Raw genomic sequence first — 14,940 nt, forward strand, 5'->3', positions numbered from 1 at the left:
CAGATTACAGTCGCTCGGCAGAACAGCACTTGACCCTTTTATCGAGTACCGAGCTGGGGGAAGGCGCTAAAAGTTCCAACGAACACGCTCCATTTTTGCTCGAGAAGCAGCGCGTCAGGACGAGATGAAGGTTTTCGCTAACGTGAGAGTATGTGAGCCGGCAGATGACGTTCGTTCATCGGACCTGGTATGCTCGGTTCTATTTTGGCGTAAGAAAGAGAAGCTATGATTCGTTTGGCCATCATGGGCGCGGCCCTCATCTTTGCATCAAATGCGGCGCATGCTCGGCAAACCGGAACGCCGAATGAGGCTATCATGGGTGTTTGGGCAAACCCGTCCGGAAGTGTTCGTGTCCGGATCGAGGAGTGCGGCACGAAGCTTTGCGGCGTCGTTGTTTATGCGAACGAGAAAGCGAAGGCCGACGCAGCAAAGGCCGGAACCGACGTGCTCATAGGCATCAATCTTTTCCGCGAGTTCGATCGGTCCGGCCGGAACGAATGGCGCGGAAAAGTTCTGGTTCCCGATCTCGACAGAACGGTCGGCGGGGAGTTGAAACCGATCAGTGCCGACACCCTCCAGGTTCATGGATGTATGTTCGGGCATGTGGGGTGCAAGAACCAGAAATGGACGCGGGTTTCAAACTGACGTGTGCTGCCGGGAGCGTTGCAACCGCAGAAAGCACGTTGAACACGATCGTCCCTTTGACGTCTCCCCTTTGCGGGGTGGAGCAGGAAAGTGAAGAGGCAAACTGATTCCTCGCAACACGACAAAGGAATCGTCACCGTCTTCTCTTCATGCACGGTGATTGGCGACCGACAGGTACGCCATACAACTCCTATATGGCCAAGTGTCGGTCAATTCTCGGCTTCGAATGCATGTAGCGCACGCGCAAGCCCGCCTCGTGCATAAACTCGGTCAGATCCTCGGCCATGCGCTTGGTCAGCGTCGTGACGAGCGTGCGGTAGCCTCTCAGCGCGGTCTAGCGGCACTGGTCGATGCAATCCTGCACCTGATCCTCGACCGGGTGGATCTCGACCGGCGGATCGATGAGCCCGGTCGGGCGGATCACCTGCTCGGCGAAGACGTCGCCGGTCTGCTCCATCTCCCACGGCCCCGGCGTGGCGCTGACCGCGAAGGTCTGCGGGCGCATTGCGTCCCATTCGTTGAAGCGCAGCGGGCGGTTGTCGATGCAACTCGGCAGGCGGAAGCCGTATTCTGCAAAGTCGTCTTCGTTGACTGCGGCGCAAATTCGGACCCGCTTCAGTGGCTGTCGTTAGATTCTGGCGTTCTTCTCTACGATTCTTACACGTGGAATCTGATTTCTTAGCCTGCGTCGCCTCAAAGGGTCAGCAATGGTCCAATCGAGCATATCGGTCGTTTTCCAGCCTCCCGGTCTTGAGCCCATACGCCGATCTGCCATGGACGGAGGCGATTCATGGTCCGGCGACCTTCCTTCATTCCATGGCTCTGTAAGATTTCGAATTCCGGCGCGTCTTTGACGGCGTAGTTGCCTCCTATTGGGGCAAGCAGCACATGACAGTGTCCAAGCGATCGGAGAACGAGATGCAGTACGACGCGAGCGGCAACATCTTTACCATAATTGTCATCCTGTTCATTGCGCTGGCAGTTTTGGCAGGCTCGATCCGCATTTTGCGGGAGTATGAGCGCGCGGTTATATTCACGCTCGGTCGTTTTACTGGGGTCAAAGGGCCCGGGCTGATCTATTTTCCCGTTTGTACAGACCATTGCACGCGTTGATTTGCGTACGATCGTTCTTGACGTGCCGACCCAGGACCTGATCTCGCGCGACAACGTCTCCATTCACGTGAACGCGGTGATCTACTTCCGCGTGATCGATCCGGAGCGTGCGATCATTCAAGTGGAGCAATTCGATTACGCAATCAGCCAGCTAGCGCAGACCACGCTTCGCTCGGTGCTCGGCAAGCACGAACTCGACGAAATGCTCTCCGAGCGGGACAAGCTCAACAAGGACATCCAGGAAATTCTCGATGCACAAACCGACGCGTGGGGAATCAAGGTCGCCAATGTCGAAATCAAGCATGTCGATATTCAGGAAAGCATGATCCGTGCGATCGGCCAGCAGGCTGAGGCCGAGCGCGAGCGCCGGGCCAGGGTCATCAATGCCGAAGGCGAGCAACAGGCGGCGCAAAAGCTGCTGGAAGCGACGGAAACTCTTTCCGCACGTCCTGAAGCCATGCAGCTGCGCTATCTGGGTGCTTTGGGCACAATTGCCGGAGATAAGAGCTCGACCATCGTTTTCCCGTTCCCCATTGAATTTGGAGGATTGTTCGAGACTCTAGCCAAGCAAAAAGATGCGCCTGGTGGCGGCAACGCGTAACCCGTAGGGCAAGCCGATGCAGTCCTGCCCCTTGCCCGGACGTAACAAAGAGGAAGATGCCTTCACTATGAGATACAGATCGTTCTGGCGCCAAGCGCGCTACGCTGGGCCTAGCAGGAATGCTCTTCGCTCCGGTCACAGCCAACGCGGGTGTAATCGATGGTTCTCAGAGCGCGGGCGGTCTCACGGTGTATCTAGGCGTGGTGCCGGCGGCAGTGGTGAAGGGTCATCCAACCGGCCATCCCGAGGCGGAGATGCATGGCGGCACGCCGGCAAGCTCTCACAGCATGCACATCACGGCCGCTGTCTTCGAAAAGGCTTCAGGGGCCAGAGTCAAGGACGCGAATGTCACCGCGCATATCCTCGAGCCTGGCGGAATACAACGATCGGTTCGCCTGCAACCGATGACTGTCGCGGGCGCGCTGACTTTCGGCGGGTACACAACCTTTGCCCGAGGCATTAATTACCGGATCGGAATTGTCGTGGACCGCCCGCCGCACATGCTGCCGTCGCAATCGAAGCAGACTCCGCACGCGATGCATCGCAAGCCGTCTGTGACGGTGCATTTCACCTATACCCATGATTGAAGCATGTTGCGCGGCAACCCGGACGGTTGACAGGTGCGTTCCAGCGACGACGGAGGCCTTCCTCTTCCATGGCGCTCTTGTCGTCTAAAGCGCGGGTCTGCATAGCGACAGCAAACTGTAATTCACCGGAGGCTCAAACGTCTTCAGAGGGCGGCGGCAGAAATTCGGCACCGTCAGCGGTCCGGCGCAGGAGGACTTCACAATGGCAGACCCACTCAAAACTCTAGATCAGCACCCCTTACGGTCCCGCGCGGGGGCGCCCGCGCAAATCTACGATTCGGGGCTGCGATCCTATATGCTCGGCGTCTACAATTATATGGCCAGCGGATTGCTGCTCACCGGCTTGGTCGCGCTATTCGTGGCCAGCACGGACAGTGTACGCGCACTGTTCTTTGCTGCAACCGGAGCGCCGACAGGATTGGGATGGGTCGCTGTATTTGCGCCTCTGGCGCTGGTGCTTGCCCTGAGCTTTGGCATCAATCGGTTTTCCGAGACGGCGGTCAAGGCGATGTTCTGGAGCTACGCGGCACTCATGGGCGTGTCGCTCGCTACCATTTTCCTTGCTTACACTGGGGTCAGCATCGCCCGCACCTTCTTCGTGGCGGCATCGGCCTTTGCCGCGTTGAGCTTGTGGGGCTATACGACCAAGCGCGATTTGTCCGCGTGGGGATCGTTCCTGATCATGGGCGTGTTCGGGCTGATCATCGCCATGCTCGTCAACATGTTTCTGAAATCCTCGGTGATGGACATGATCGTGAGCGGCATTGGAGTTCTGCTGTTTGCCGGGCTCACGGCCTATGACACCCAGAAGATCAGGAACATCTATTCTGAGGTTAAGGGCGGCGATTTCCGCGGCAAGGCGATCGTAATGGGTGCACTGACGCTGTATCTAGATTTCATCAACTTGTTCCTGTTTCTGCTCCGCTTCATGGGTGAGCGCCGATGACCATACCCGCTGGCAGCTCCAACGGGCGCGGTAATGCACCTTTTCCGGTTCCTCCGGCCGAAGGTCCTGGCGGTCGCGAGCACGGCGTATTCAAACGGAGTGCAAGGCGCGACAGCTGCTGCCGGACGGAAGTGGCACGCAAAAAAGCAGCCCACGCCCGGATGAACGGAGGCAGTGCATGCACGACCCGGTATTGATGGCGCAAATCATTGGCGGTGCCGGCTTCGTTGCTGCGCTCGACCAGTCCGGCGGTTCGACGCCAACTGCGCTGACAAACTATGGCATCAGCGCTCACGATTATTCCGGTGAAGAAGAGATGTTCGCCCTCATCCATCAGATGCGGAGCCGGCTCATTACCGCTCCGTCGTTCGATGGCCGCAAGATCCTGGGTGCGATCCTGTTCGAGAAAACGATGGATGGCGAGGTGGACGGCACGCCCGTGCCGGACTTGCTCCGGCAGCGTGGCATCGTGCCCTTCGTCAAGATCGATCAGGGTCTGGAAGACGAGAATGACGGTGTTCGGCTCATGAAGCCGATCCGGGGTCTCGAGACCTTGCTTGACCGCGCAAAGGCCAAGGGCGTTTTCGGTACGAAAATGCGCTCGCTGATCAACGAGGCGTCCACCAAAGCCATTGGCGCAGTTGTCGATCAACAATTCGACATCGCAAATCGCATTCTGGATAAGGGCCTGATTCCAATCGTCGAGCCGGAGGTGAACCTGAAAAGCAAGTCGCGCGCGGAATGCGACGCGATACTCCTTGGCGCACTAGCGAAGGCACTCGATAAGCAGCCAATTGGTCGCCGGGTGATGCTCAAGCTTTCCATGCCAGCAGCGCCAGACCTATTTGCGCCGCTTGTGGGACATCCCAGCTGTGCGCGGGTGTTGGCGCTTTCTGGCGGGTATTCGCAAGAAGAGGCTTGCAACGAGCTGGCGAAAAATCATGCGCTTGTGGCAAGCTTCAGCCGTGCGCTCCTGCAGGATCTGCGCGCCGGGATGGATGACGAGGAATTCAATCGCGTGCTCGCCGAAGCCATTGAGCGGATTTACCGCGCGTCGACCGTGAAGACGGCCAAAAACCCGGTGTGAATTTTTCGAGAGCTGCCAGCGTGGGCTGCATTCGCCTGTTCCCGCTTACGTTGACCTCGGCCGCCGTCATCCGCGATGATGTCGGCGCCGGGCGAGTCGTACCGGCACCAGCTTTCGCAAAAAGTTTCGAGATCGCCGCGGTCGCCCGCTTCCGCAACGAGGGTCCGTATAAAGGTCTGCGAGGGACAGTGGGTCTAGTGGGTGATACGGTCGTCGCCTCCCCGGCGCGCCTCGACCGCGTAACCCGGTGCGCTGAATGAAAAGCGCAGCAGCAGTCCTATCGTGCCGCGTAGCCGTTTGCCGGGATCCTGGGTGACCAGGTGGAAGGGAAGCGAATTCAGCCGGAGAAGAAGCGCATAGACGTTCCACCCGATGTCGGCGACCGCGCTCCGCGACGATTCTCTGGAAAGCCCTGCTTCGAGCAAGGCCCGATAGGCCGCGGCGGTATAGATGGCTAGCTCCACCATGAGGCGATTGCCTGCGCTCGGAAGTTGACCAAGATCGGACAAGGGGCGCAGTTCCTTCGCCTGTGGCTCCAGGTTCGCGAGGAACAGATCAATCTCATCCGGCAACCAGCGCAGCCACACGCCATCTAACCGCTCGAGAGTTCTCGTTTCGAGCACCTTGCGCGCCGACCTGCTCAGCCTCCAGCGGATCAGCCGACGGACAGGGCGCCAGAGCATATTCACACCGTCATGGCTCGCTTCTGAGATCGAGCGTCCGTAGTCTCAGCGCATTGCCGATAACCGACACCGAAGAGAGGCTCATCGCGGCTGCCGCGATCATCGGGCTCAGCAATATGCCAAACCAGGGGAACAGCACGCCAGCGGCAATCGGCACGCCGAGCGAGTTGTAGGCGAAGGCGAAGAACAGATTCTGCCGGATATTGCGCATGGTTGCACTCGAAAGCCGGTGCGCCTGGGCCAGGCCTTCGAGATCTCCGCGCACAAGGGTCATGCCGGCGCTTTCAATCGCGACATCGGTGCCGGTTCCCATCGCCACCCCAACATCGGCCGCGGCGAGCGCAGGCGCATCGTTGATCCCGTCGCCCGCCATTGCGACAGTCTTGCCTGCCGCCTTCAATTCACCGACGATGCGGTTCTTGTCCGCAGGCGAGACATCGGCATGGACCTCGTCGATCCCCACTTCGTTCGCCACGGCGCGCGCGGTTGCCTCGCTGTCGCCGGTCAGCATGACCACCCGAATACCTGCTGCGTGGAGACGGCCGATGGCGCGCGCGCTGGTCGGCTTGATCGGATCGGCGACGCCGATCAGCCCGGCCGGCTTACCGTTGATTGCAACGAACATCACCGTCCGCCCTTTCGCTCGGGCGGTTTCGGCGGCGTCGGCCATGATCGGGTCATAGGCACCGACCCGGCGCATCATCTTTGCGTTGCCGATCGCGACGCGTCGCTTGCCGACGCTTGCCTCGATACCTTCGCCCGTCACGGAGGAAAAATCGCTCGCCGCCGCGAACTTGTGGCCGCGCGCGCGAGCGCCCTTGACGATCGCCTCGGCGAGCGGGTGTTCACTGCCGATTTCGGCGGCGCCCACCAGGCGCAGCATCTCCGATTCATCGATGCCCTGTGCAGGTTCGACCATGACCAGCTCCGGTCGGCCTTCGGTCAGTGTCCCGGTCTTGTCGATGACGATGGTGTCGACCTTTTCGAAGGTCTCGAGCGCCTCGGCATTTTTCACCAGGATACCGTTTTGCGCACCCTTGCCGGTCCCGGTCATGATCGACATTGGCGTGGCGAGGCCCAGGGCGCAGGGGCAGGCAATGATGAGTACGGCTACGGCATTGACCAGGCCATACGCGAACGCCGGTTCCGGCCCCCAGACCGCCCAGGCAGCGAAGGTAAGTATGGCGATGCCGATTACCACGGGCACGAACCAGCCCGCGACAAGATCGGCCAGACGCTGGATCGGCGCGCGGCTGCGCTGCGCCTCAGCCACCATCTGCACGATCTTGGACAGCATCGTGTCCTTGCCCACGCGTTCCGCAGTCATGACAAAGCCGCCGGTCTGGTTGACCGTACCCCCCGTCACCTCGTCGCCGATTGACTTTTTCACCGGTAGCGGCTCGCCGCTGATCATCGATTCATCGACGCTGCTCGAGCCTTCAAGAATACGGCCGTCGACGGCGATCTTGTCGCCGGGGCGGACGCGCAGGCGGTCGCCCGTCGCGACCTGATCGAGAGCGACCTCACGCTCCGAGCCGTCGGGCATGAGTTTTAGCGCGGTCGGCGGAGCGAGTTCGAGCAGCGCGCGCAGAGCGCTCGATGTTGCGCCCCGTGCCTTGAGTTCGAGCACCTGCCCGAGCAGGACGAGCGTGGCGATGACCGCCGCCGCTTCGAAATAGACCGCCACCCGCCCATCGGCATCGTGAAAACCGGGCGGGAAGATGTGCGGCGCAATCGTTCCCACGACGCTGAACGCGTAAGCGATGGCGACGCCGAGCCCGATCAGCGTGAACATGTTGAGGTTCATCGTCCGAACCGATTGCAGACCGCGCGTAAAGAATGGCCAAGCGCCCCAGAGCACGACAGGTGTGGCCAGCGCCAGCTGTATCCATTGCGCCAAGGCCGGTTCGACAAGCTGTGAAAACGGCTGCCCCGGAATCAGATCGCCCATCGCGTAGACGAACAACGGGATAGTGAAGACCAGACTTATCCAGAAGCGCCGGCTCATGTCGATGAGTTCCGGATCGGGGCCGTCATCGAGGCTGAAGGTTTCCGGTTCGAGCGCCATGCCGCAGATCGGGCACGAGCCTGGTCCTTGCTGCCGGATTTCCGGGTGCATCGGGCAGGTGTATATCGTGCCCTCCGGCACGTCCTCGACCGCCTGCAGATGCGCCCCGCTCAGGTACATTTCGGGATCGGTTACGAATTTCTGCTGGCAGTGCGCGGAGCAGAAGTAATGCCGCGCACCGTCGTGCCCGGCGCTGTGCTTGGCTCCGGCAATCGTAACGCTCATGCCGCAAACGGGATCAATCGCTATTCCTTCGGGCGGCAGCGCGCCGCTGGCAGGGTCGCAGCAGGCCTTGCGATCAGTCATTTGCAACTCCGAACCAACGCCTTGCGAGGCGGTGCAGGGGGACGAGGAGGGCCGCCGCCCAAAAACCGTAGATGAGGGACCAAAACAGACCCGCGAGAACACCGCCGAGTGTCAGCCATTCGAACCCGGGGAGCCAGGGCGACCAGGCGCGGTGCATTTCGAATCCGGAAGGCAGGGCCAAACCGTAAAGAATACAGGCGATAAGGCTGATCATCAGGAACAGGCTCAAAGCCGTGCCCCAGACCAGGATCGCGCGGGGAATGGACAATTGCGTCATGATCGGCTCCTTGCTTCCGGCCGGGCAAATTCGGCGTGCTTCGCGGTTTGTCCCGCTCCGACGGACAGGCTAGTGCTTCGACACCCATTCTCCGGTAGCCGACAGGCGGACATTTGTAAACTTTACCCCGGTAGGGTAAGGAAGGGCGGTGCATTTGGTACGATACGCCCTGAGGCGACGAGGGATCGAGAGATGAAGTTCACCAAGGAAATCGCTCGTCTGCGGCGGGTCGAGGGCCAGGCGAGGGGTGTGATCCGCATGTTGGAAGACGAGCGGTACTGCGTCGATATCCTGCATCAAATCGCTGCGATGGAAGCCGCCTTGCGGGCAACGAGAGCCAAGGTTCTCGCCATTCATGCCCAGGACTGTGTTCAGGAAGCGATCGAGAGCGGCGACAAGGAAACGCAGCGCGCCAAATTCGCCGAACTCGCTGCGCTTTTTGGAAAGGCGGGTCGCTGAGGTCAAAATGCCGGTTGTCATAGCGTCGTGTTTCCCCAAGCTTCCCTATTTGGGTCCTTGGACAAGGCTTTGGAGGAGTCTCGAGTCGCTTGCCGGTCACCTCTGTCTCTCCAGCGAAGCCATCGAGAGGAACGCGCCGATATAGGCGAGCGTCGATTCCGCGCCTGCATTGGCATTTATCCTGTCTTCGTGAAGGCCATCATGACACAGACCTTTTTCCGGTTCCACGAGCGCGCGGCCAAGATCATTTCGTCCGAAAAACCATGCCATCGCGATATCCGCGCGCTCGCGCCAGAGGGCGGTGTCGGCACCTGAACTGGCGGCTGCGAGGCACCCATCGACCATGGCATGGGCTTCGATGGGCTGTTGATCGAACCTGCACGGCAATTGGTGTCTGCGTCCAAAATTGTGCGTACCGACCGGGTGAAAAACCTGTCCATCGTACTGCCAGTCCCAGAGTGCCTGCAGGGCCGATAGTCCGGCTTCCCGCAGGTCAGCCATGCCCAGCACCGTGCCGGCCGTAATCGCGGCCTCGGCCAGGCGTCCATTGTCGTAGGCCAGCCCGTCTTCGAACCAGGGCCAGGCAGGTTGCACCGCGTCCCGCCAGCGCTGAAGCAATTCATGCGCCAGTTGCTCGCGTAGCTGCTCCGCTTGCCTCCAGGGAGAGCTGTTGCGTAGTAATGTGTCCAGACCCGTCAGGACCAGACTCCACGAACGCGGCGAAGCGAGCTCGTGCAGGCGCGGAAGGACCGCTTCGAGAAGATCGCGTCCCCAGATCCGCATCCAGTCCTGAGGGGGCATCGCGATCATGACGCACAGGGCATGAACGGCGCGAGCGCAAGCATCGTCAGCCGCTTCCTCGTCCAGCCAGCGCCGATCATACGTCATGAAGTTCCTGAAATATCGTGCCTGCCGGTCGAAAGCATGATCGAGAAACGCGGCATAAGCGGCGAGAGCGTGTTGCTCTGCGGCGCTTAGCGTGCGCAGGTGGGCCAGACGGCACATTACCGTTACCGCTCGCGCGTTGTCATCGAGACAGTAGCCGTGAGAACGGTCGACGAAATGATGCCGGGCGTGTTGGGCCAGACCCGTATCGTCGGTCAGCGCCAGCAAGTGGACGGTGATCGCCAAGTCGATCATCTTCTGCCATCCTTCACGGCCGCAAGCTGAAGCCCGCGCACGCTCGCTGCGTTGCCCGGGTGATCCCGACGACGAGACGAGGCGCTGGTCGTCATCGGCATTTGAGTCGTCCACGATAAGCCTGGATTGTGAGCAATCGATTCGGGTTAAACATGTTAAAGCTTCCTGTAGTGTGGCACTCTGTTGCAGAAGTTTGAGGTAGGCGATCCTCAGCGAGAATATTCGTATTGGAAAGCTCGATGGATGATGATCCTGCCACTTCGGCGGCTGCCGGCGACGATGCCTTGAGGCCGATGGACGAAGCCGTCCGACGGGCGCTGGTGGACAGTCATCAGGACATTCTCAAATTCCTGAATCGGCGTCTTCGCAGTTCCCACGAAGCGGAGGAGGTTCTGCAGCGCTTCATGGTCAAGGCGATCGAGCGCGCGGGAGAGCTTCGCGAGGCAAAGTCGGTCAAAGGTTGGCTTTCGCGCGTTCTGGCAACGACGATTGCCGATTTCCAGCGGACTGTCATCCGACGGCGCAGCAAGGAGATCGGTGTCGATCCGCACGAGCTTGCCGAGAGCAGCCATGCGCACACGCAACCGGAGGTGGATCTTGAACAGACAGTGTGCAATTGCCTTTACCGGCTCCTGCCGACATTGAAACCTGTCTATGCGGAGGTCATCTGGCGCGCCGATTTGCTCGAAGAGCCGCGGGACGAGATCGCGAAAAGTCTCGACACGACGGTCAACAATGTGACCGTCAGATTGCACCGCGCACGTCGTGCGCTGAAGACCCGACTCCTGCAGATGTGCCGCAGGTGCATCGAGCATGGCTTTCTTGATTGTGAATGTGCCCATGCAGAGTCCTCGCTTCGAGCCCATGTGGGAGGGTTCTCGGCTGATTAGAGATGGCAGATATCTGGCAGGTCTCGAGCGGTTCTCCGGGGCGTAGTGGCAAGTGGGCCGTCCGGGACATTGGTTGACAATACCTGCCGGGCGGGAGGAGGAATGTTTTCGCTCACTTGAAACGAACAAGCAGCTGGCATGTTGTTGGGACGACGGCGGCCGCTCATGGGAAGACGACACCGAATCTCGATAAATCTCCTGCATACCGACTGTCTGACCCATCACCACGGTCGCTGCTTCGTGGCGGGTGTTCTGTCCGCATCACTACGAAGGGCTTTCGTTGACGCGTTGACGACCCGCCGACGAAGATTCCGGCCGGGCTGTTTCATTGCGCCACGCCTTTAGCGCTGCGGCGATTTGTGGGACGACACTGATTGCGTTGGATGGATGCGCGATGGTGTCGGTACTGACAATCCGGCCAGTGCCCGCCGCCTGCAGTTTCCCAAAGGCATCGCCCGCCAGTATCGGATGGACGACGATCGCGATCGGCGCTGCGGCAGCTGCTTCCCGAAGAATGTGCACCGCTTCGATCATGGTGCGCGCGCTCGAGGCGATGTCATCAATGATCACCGGTGTAAGGTTGGATAAATCGGGCAGATTGGCGGCGGAAATACTGACGTCATAGTCGCCCCTGCGCTCCTTGCGGAGAACTGCGTAGCGAGCGCCGGCGAGGCCGGCGATCTCCTCGACCCACTGACCGCTTTCCTCGTCGGGACCGACAAGGACCGGATTGGGAACTTCCTGGCGTACCCACCCGGCGATTGCGGGCGCGGCCTGAACCGCAATGGCCGGAATGGAATAAACTGCGCCGAGGTCCGAGTGACGATGAAGGTGCGGATCGACGGTGATGAGCGCATCAAACGTGCGCGAGAGTAGGCGCGCGAAAGTGACCGAAGTTACGGCTTCGCCTTCATTGAAGGCCTTGTCCTGGCGCATATAGGCCAGATAGGGCGCAACGAGGCCAACGCGGCGCGCGCCCATTTCGCGTGCCTTGTCGGCTGCGAACAAGAGGGCCAAGGCCTTGGTATCGGGCCGATCGAGCGTGCACAGCAGAACGACGTCTCGCTCACGGACGGAGGACAACAGACGCACATAGCTCTCACCGTCCGGAAACTGGCGCCAGACGATTTCTCCAAGCTCCATGCCGGTCTCGGCACACAAGTGAGCCGCCATGCCGGGCGAGGCGCTGAGCGAGAACAGGACCGGATTCATAGGCTTGCCAATCGGATGGCGTCTGGATTGGCGGCGGCGAAGGCCAGCGCGTAGTCCAGTTCGCCGCGGCTCTCCGCGTGAACGGTGAAGATCGGCTCTCCCCGCGCCACTGTCGCACCCAGCTTCACATGCAGCGATATACCTGCCGATTTGGATCGCGGTGCACCCGCCAACTTGGCAACACGCGCCAGCGTCCGATTGTCGAATGCCGCTACCCTGGCACTGCGAGGTGCGCTGATCGTATATCGCAGCGGTGCGGTGGACGGTTCGGAAAAGCCCCCTTGAGCTTCGCAAATCGCCATGAACTTGTCGAGCGCCCGGCCGTCGTCGAGGATCGCGCTCGCCTGCGCACGCCCCCGCCCGGGCGGTCCGCCGGCGAGGTCGAGTATTCTGCCTGACAGATCAATCGCCCGCTCGCGCAGGTCCGCCGGAGCATCGGGAGCTCTGCGCAGGACGGCGAGAACATCGTGCGCCTCGAGTGCTGGCCCGATGCCCGACCCCACCGGCTGTGTCCCGTCGGTCAACACCGGGGTCACCGAGAGATGGAATTCCGCCGCGACCGCGACCAGATGCGCGCTGAGCCTGGCTGCTTCAGCTGGTGAGCGCACTTTGGCGGTTGCGCCCACGGGCAGATCGAGCAGGACATGCGTCGCCCCGGCGGCGAGCTTCTTGGACAGGATGGACGCGACAAGTTGGACCTCACTATCCACATCGAGCGCGCGCTCGACGCCGATCAGGATGTCGTCAGCCGGGCTCAGGCGCACATTGCCGCCCCAGACGACACATCCGCCCTCACGCTCGACCACGCGCCGCATCGCTCCCAGATCGAGATTGACTGGCGCAATCACTTCCATCGCATCGGCTGTCCCTGCCGGCGAGGTGATGGCGCGGGAAGAGGTTTTGGGCATGGTGAAGCCGGCAGCGGTGACAATCGCCACAATGAGCGGAGTGGTGCGGTTGGCCGGGAGCCCGCCGACGCAGTGTTTGTCCAAAACCAGTTCATCGGGCCAGTCGAGCCGGTCACCCGCTTCGAGCATGGCACGTGTCAACGCCGCAGTTTCTGTCACGTCGAGCGGCTGCCCGGCAAAGGCGGTCACAAAGGCGGCGAGTTCCACGTCGGAATAGCGGCCGGTGGCGATATCCGCGACGATCCGCGCAAGCCGGTCCTGCTCGAGACGATGGCCGTAGATCTTGGCGCGCACATCGCTCATCGAAGCGAGTGGCTGCGGATGACGCACCTCAATGACATCGCCATCGCCAGCATGAAGCTGGCGCCAAAGAGCGTTTGGCAGTCCGACTTCGTCGGGGTCGAGCAGGCCGTTTGTCGTGAAAAAGAGCGTTGCGAGTGCGCGGTGGCCTCCCGCATGGACTTCCACGCGCGTCCGCGTCGCGAACCCTTCCGAACGGGCGACTGGACAGTCGGCGTGCATGAACACGATCGCTTCGCCGCCGGTCTCGATGCCGAGGCGCCGAACGCGCAGGCCATGAGGCGCCACTGGCTGGTCGGTAAGCATCTGAGGCCCGCTCGCCCTCACGCGAGCACCACGTGCTCGCCGTGTTCGGGGACCCGCGCCTCCCACCCAAGCCGTTCGGTGATGCAACGGCGAAACGTATCGGAGGCTTCCGGCTCACCGTGGGTCACGAATGTCTGGACCGGCGGATCCTCGAAGCCGCCAAGCCATCGCAGGAGTTCGCCCTGGTCGGCATGGGCAGACAGCATGTCGAGACTGGCAACCTCTGCGCGCACAGGAATGAACTCTCCGTGGATCTTCACTTCGCTCGCACCATCGCGCAGGGCTGCGCCCCGCGTCCCGCCGGCCTGGAAACCGGCCAGGAGGATCGTGTTGCGGGGATCGGGGGCATAAGCTTTGAGATGATGCAATATCCGTCCGCCCGTCGCCATCCCGCTGGCCGCGACAATGATTTTGGGCATGGGGTCGCGATTGAGGCGCTTTGAGTCCTCGACGTCACGGACGTATTCGGCAATGCCGCAGGCCTCCCGACACTGGTCTTGCGTTAGGCGGTGCTCTCCAACATGGTCGCAGAAGATCGAACTTGCGTTGACCGCCATCGGGCTGTTGAGGAAGATCGGTACATGACCAAGCCGTCCGCGGCGACGCAGCTGGCTCAGATGAAACAGCAGCGTCTGCGCGCGTCCGACCGCAAATGACGGGATGATGACGCTTCCGCCGCGCCCGATGGTGCGGTTGATGACATCTTCCAACGCGGTTTCGGGGTCGGTCTCGTCATGGTGTCGGTTGCCATAGGTCGACTCGACGACGAGATAGTCTGCTCGCGGAACGCACACCGGATCGATCATCGTTGCTGCGGAGTAGCGGCCGATATCGCCCGAAAAGACGATCCGCTTCCCGTTGCAGTTCAGCTCGATGCTGGCCGCCCCGAGAATATGCCCCATTGGCCGGAAGATCGCGCTGCAGCCTTCGGCAACGCTCGTCGGTTCGTCGAAGCCGGTCGGAGCGAAGGATGCAAGCGCCGCCTTTGCATCGCGTTCGGTATAGAGTGGAAGAGGCGGCGTGTGTTTGCTGAACCCGCGCTTGTTGGCATAGCGCGCGTCCGCTTCCATGAGATAGCCGCTGTCCGGGAGCAGGAGCTCGCACAGCTTGAAGGTCGCGTGCGTGCTGATCACGGGGCCACGGAAACCGTCGCGGACAAGCGCCGGAATGAAACCCGAATGATCAAGATGAGCATGCGTGAGGAGAACGGCATCGATATCGGCCGGCGCTACCGGGAGCGGTTGGCGATTGCGCAGGCGTAGCTGCTTGAAACCTTGGAACAGGCCGCAGTCGACAAGGATTTTGCAGTCGCCGGTCTCGACGAGATATTTCGATCCGGTGACCGTACCGGCACCGCCCAGAAAAGTAAGTTGCAAGGTCATTGGCGCCTTCCTCGGGTGTGGAGCGGCACA

The 14,940-nt window shown here is 61.1% G+C and carries 13 protein-coding genes and 2 pseudogenes; 7 read left to right on the plus strand and 8 right to left on the minus strand.

Annotation, left to right across the window (positions count from 1 at the left end; genetic code table 11):
* Window positions 1-225: 225 nt before the first annotated feature.
* Window positions 226-645 carry a DUF2147 domain-containing protein gene (locus AC13F2_RS05415; RefSeq protein WP_482964481.1) on the plus strand — a complete coding sequence of 140 codons (420 nt, stop codon included), beginning with the start codon at window positions 226-228 and terminating at the stop codon, window positions 643-645.
* 223 nt (window positions 646-868) lie between these two features.
* Here the strand turns inward: AC13F2_RS05415 and AC13F2_RS05420 are convergent.
* A pseudogene (locus AC13F2_RS05420) lies at window positions 869-1,219 on the minus strand (excinuclease ABC subunit UvrB); the annotation flags it as partial.
* 344 nt (window positions 1,220-1,563) lie between these two features.
* Here AC13F2_RS05420 and AC13F2_RS05425 point away from each other — a divergent pair.
* From AC13F2_RS05425 to AC13F2_RS05440, 4 genes and pseudogenes are all read left to right on the plus strand, one after another.
* Window positions 1,564-2,359 (plus strand): annotated as a pseudogene (locus AC13F2_RS05425) (slipin family protein).
* A gap of 119 nt (window positions 2,360-2,478) precedes the next feature.
* Entirely contained in the window at window positions 2,479-2,946 is a 468-nt protein-coding gene (locus AC13F2_RS05430; protein ID WP_066850740.1) for a hypothetical protein, read from the plus strand.
* Window positions 2,947-3,148: 202 nt separating this feature from the next.
* Entirely contained in the window at window positions 3,149-3,892 is a 744-nt protein-coding gene (locus tag AC13F2_RS05435; protein WP_179408470.1) for a Bax inhibitor-1/YccA family protein, read from the plus strand.
* Window positions 3,893-4,070: 178 nt separating this feature from the next.
* Entirely contained in the window at window positions 4,071-4,979 is a 909-nt protein-coding gene (locus AC13F2_RS05440) for a fructose bisphosphate aldolase (RefSeq protein ID WP_179408469.1), read from the plus strand.
* A 194-nt stretch (window positions 4,980-5,173) separates the two neighbouring features.
* Here the strand turns inward: AC13F2_RS05440 and AC13F2_RS05445 are convergent, their stop codons facing one another.
* From AC13F2_RS05445 to AC13F2_RS05455, 3 genes are all read right to left on the minus strand, one after another.
* On the minus strand, window positions 5,174-5,566 hold the full coding sequence (locus AC13F2_RS05445; RefSeq protein WP_482964480.1) for a hypothetical protein: 393 nt from the start codon (window positions 5,564-5,566) through the stop codon (window positions 5,174-5,176).
* Window positions 5,567-5,672: 106 nt separating this feature from the next.
* Window positions 5,673-8,036 carry a heavy metal translocating P-type ATPase gene (locus tag AC13F2_RS05450; protein ID WP_482964479.1) on the minus strand — a complete coding sequence of 788 codons (2,364 nt, stop codon included), beginning with the start codon at window positions 8,034-8,036 and terminating at the stop codon, window positions 5,673-5,675.
* Window positions 8,029-8,313, minus strand: a complete 285-nt coding sequence (locus tag AC13F2_RS05455; RefSeq protein ID WP_482964478.1) for a hypothetical protein — start codon at window positions 8,311-8,313, stop codon at window positions 8,029-8,031. The genes AC13F2_RS05450 and AC13F2_RS05455 overlap by 8 nt, the downstream gene beginning before the upstream one ends.
* Before the next feature lie 192 nt (window positions 8,314-8,505).
* On the opposite strand from AC13F2_RS05455, the gene AC13F2_RS05460 reads away from it, so the two are divergent.
* Window positions 8,506-8,772, plus strand: coding sequence for a metal-sensitive transcriptional regulator (locus tag AC13F2_RS05460; protein WP_482964477.1), 267 nt, complete (start codon window positions 8,506-8,508; stop codon window positions 8,770-8,772).
* 96 nt (window positions 8,773-8,868) lie between these two features.
* On the opposite strand, the gene AC13F2_RS05465 is transcribed toward AC13F2_RS05460, so the two are convergent.
* Window positions 8,869-10,026 (minus strand): hypothetical protein, encoded by a 1,158-nt coding sequence (locus AC13F2_RS05465; protein ID WP_482964476.1) that lies wholly within the window; start codon window positions 10,024-10,026, stop codon window positions 8,869-8,871.
* Window positions 10,027-10,205: 179 nt separating this feature from the next.
* Between AC13F2_RS05465 and AC13F2_RS05470 the strand changes: the two genes are divergently transcribed.
* Window positions 10,206-10,802 (plus strand): RNA polymerase sigma factor, encoded by a 597-nt coding sequence (locus tag AC13F2_RS05470; RefSeq protein ID WP_482970456.1) that lies wholly within the window; start codon window positions 10,206-10,208, stop codon window positions 10,800-10,802.
* Window positions 10,803-11,066: 264 nt separating this feature from the next.
* Here AC13F2_RS05470 and AC13F2_RS05475 read toward each other — a convergent pair whose 3' ends face one another.
* From AC13F2_RS05475 to AC13F2_RS05485, 3 genes are read right to left on the minus strand one after another with little or no spacing between them, the layout of a single operon-like run.
* Window positions 11,067-12,014, minus strand: a complete 948-nt coding sequence (locus AC13F2_RS05475) for a ribose-phosphate pyrophosphokinase (protein WP_482964474.1) — start codon at window positions 12,012-12,014, stop codon at window positions 11,067-11,069.
* Window positions 12,011-13,528: a thymidine phosphorylase family protein gene (locus AC13F2_RS05480; RefSeq protein WP_482964473.1), complete on the minus strand. Its 1,518-nt coding sequence runs from the start codon at window positions 13,526-13,528 to the stop codon at window positions 12,011-12,013. The genes AC13F2_RS05475 and AC13F2_RS05480 overlap by 4 nt, the downstream gene beginning before the upstream one ends.
* A 17-nt stretch (window positions 13,529-13,545) precedes the next feature.
* Entirely contained in the window at window positions 13,546-14,910 is a 1,365-nt protein-coding gene (locus AC13F2_RS05485) for an MBL fold metallo-hydrolase RNA specificity domain-containing protein (protein WP_482964472.1), read from the minus strand.
* Window positions 14,911-14,940 lie beyond the last annotated feature (30 nt).

Source organism: Qipengyuania sp. L-5Y, from assembly GCF_056859455.1.

Excerpts from the sequence above, each read along its gene's own strand:
- AC13F2_RS05460 (WP_482964477.1), top strand. The coding sequence starts at position 8,506 with ATGAAGTTCACCAAGGAAATCGCTCGTCTGCGGCGGGTCGAGGGCCAG.
- AC13F2_RS05415 (WP_482964481.1), top strand. The coding sequence starts at position 226 with ATGATTCGTTTGGCCATCATGGGCGCGGCCCTCATCTTTGCATCAAAT.
- AC13F2_RS05480 (WP_482964473.1), bottom strand. The coding sequence starts at position 13,528 with ATGCTTACCGACCAGCCAGTGGCGCCTCATGGCCTGCGCGTTCGGCGC.
- AC13F2_RS05475 (WP_482964474.1), bottom strand. The coding sequence starts at position 12,014 with ATGAATCCGGTCCTGTTCTCGCTCAGCGCCTCGCCCGGCATGGCGGCT.
- AC13F2_RS05440 (WP_179408469.1), top strand. The coding sequence starts at position 4,071 with ATGCACGACCCGGTATTGATGGCGCAAATCATTGGCGGTGCCGGCTTC.
- AC13F2_RS05430 (WP_066850740.1), top strand. The coding sequence starts at position 2,479 with ATGCTCTTCGCTCCGGTCACAGCCAACGCGGGTGTAATCGATGGTTCT.
- AC13F2_RS05435 (WP_179408470.1), top strand. The coding sequence starts at position 3,149 with ATGGCAGACCCACTCAAAACTCTAGATCAGCACCCCTTACGGTCCCGC.
- AC13F2_RS05450 (WP_482964479.1), bottom strand. The coding sequence starts at position 8,036 with ATGACTGATCGCAAGGCCTGCTGCGACCCTGCCAGCGGCGCGCTGCCG.
- AC13F2_RS05470 (WP_482970456.1), top strand. The coding sequence starts at position 10,206 with ATGGACGAAGCCGTCCGACGGGCGCTGGTGGACAGTCATCAGGACATT.
- AC13F2_RS05455 (WP_482964478.1), bottom strand. The coding sequence starts at position 8,313 with ATGACGCAATTGTCCATTCCCCGCGCGATCCTGGTCTGGGGCACGGCT.
- AC13F2_RS05485 (WP_482964472.1), bottom strand. The coding sequence starts at position 14,910 with ATGACCTTGCAACTTACTTTTCTGGGCGGTGCCGGTACGGTCACCGGA.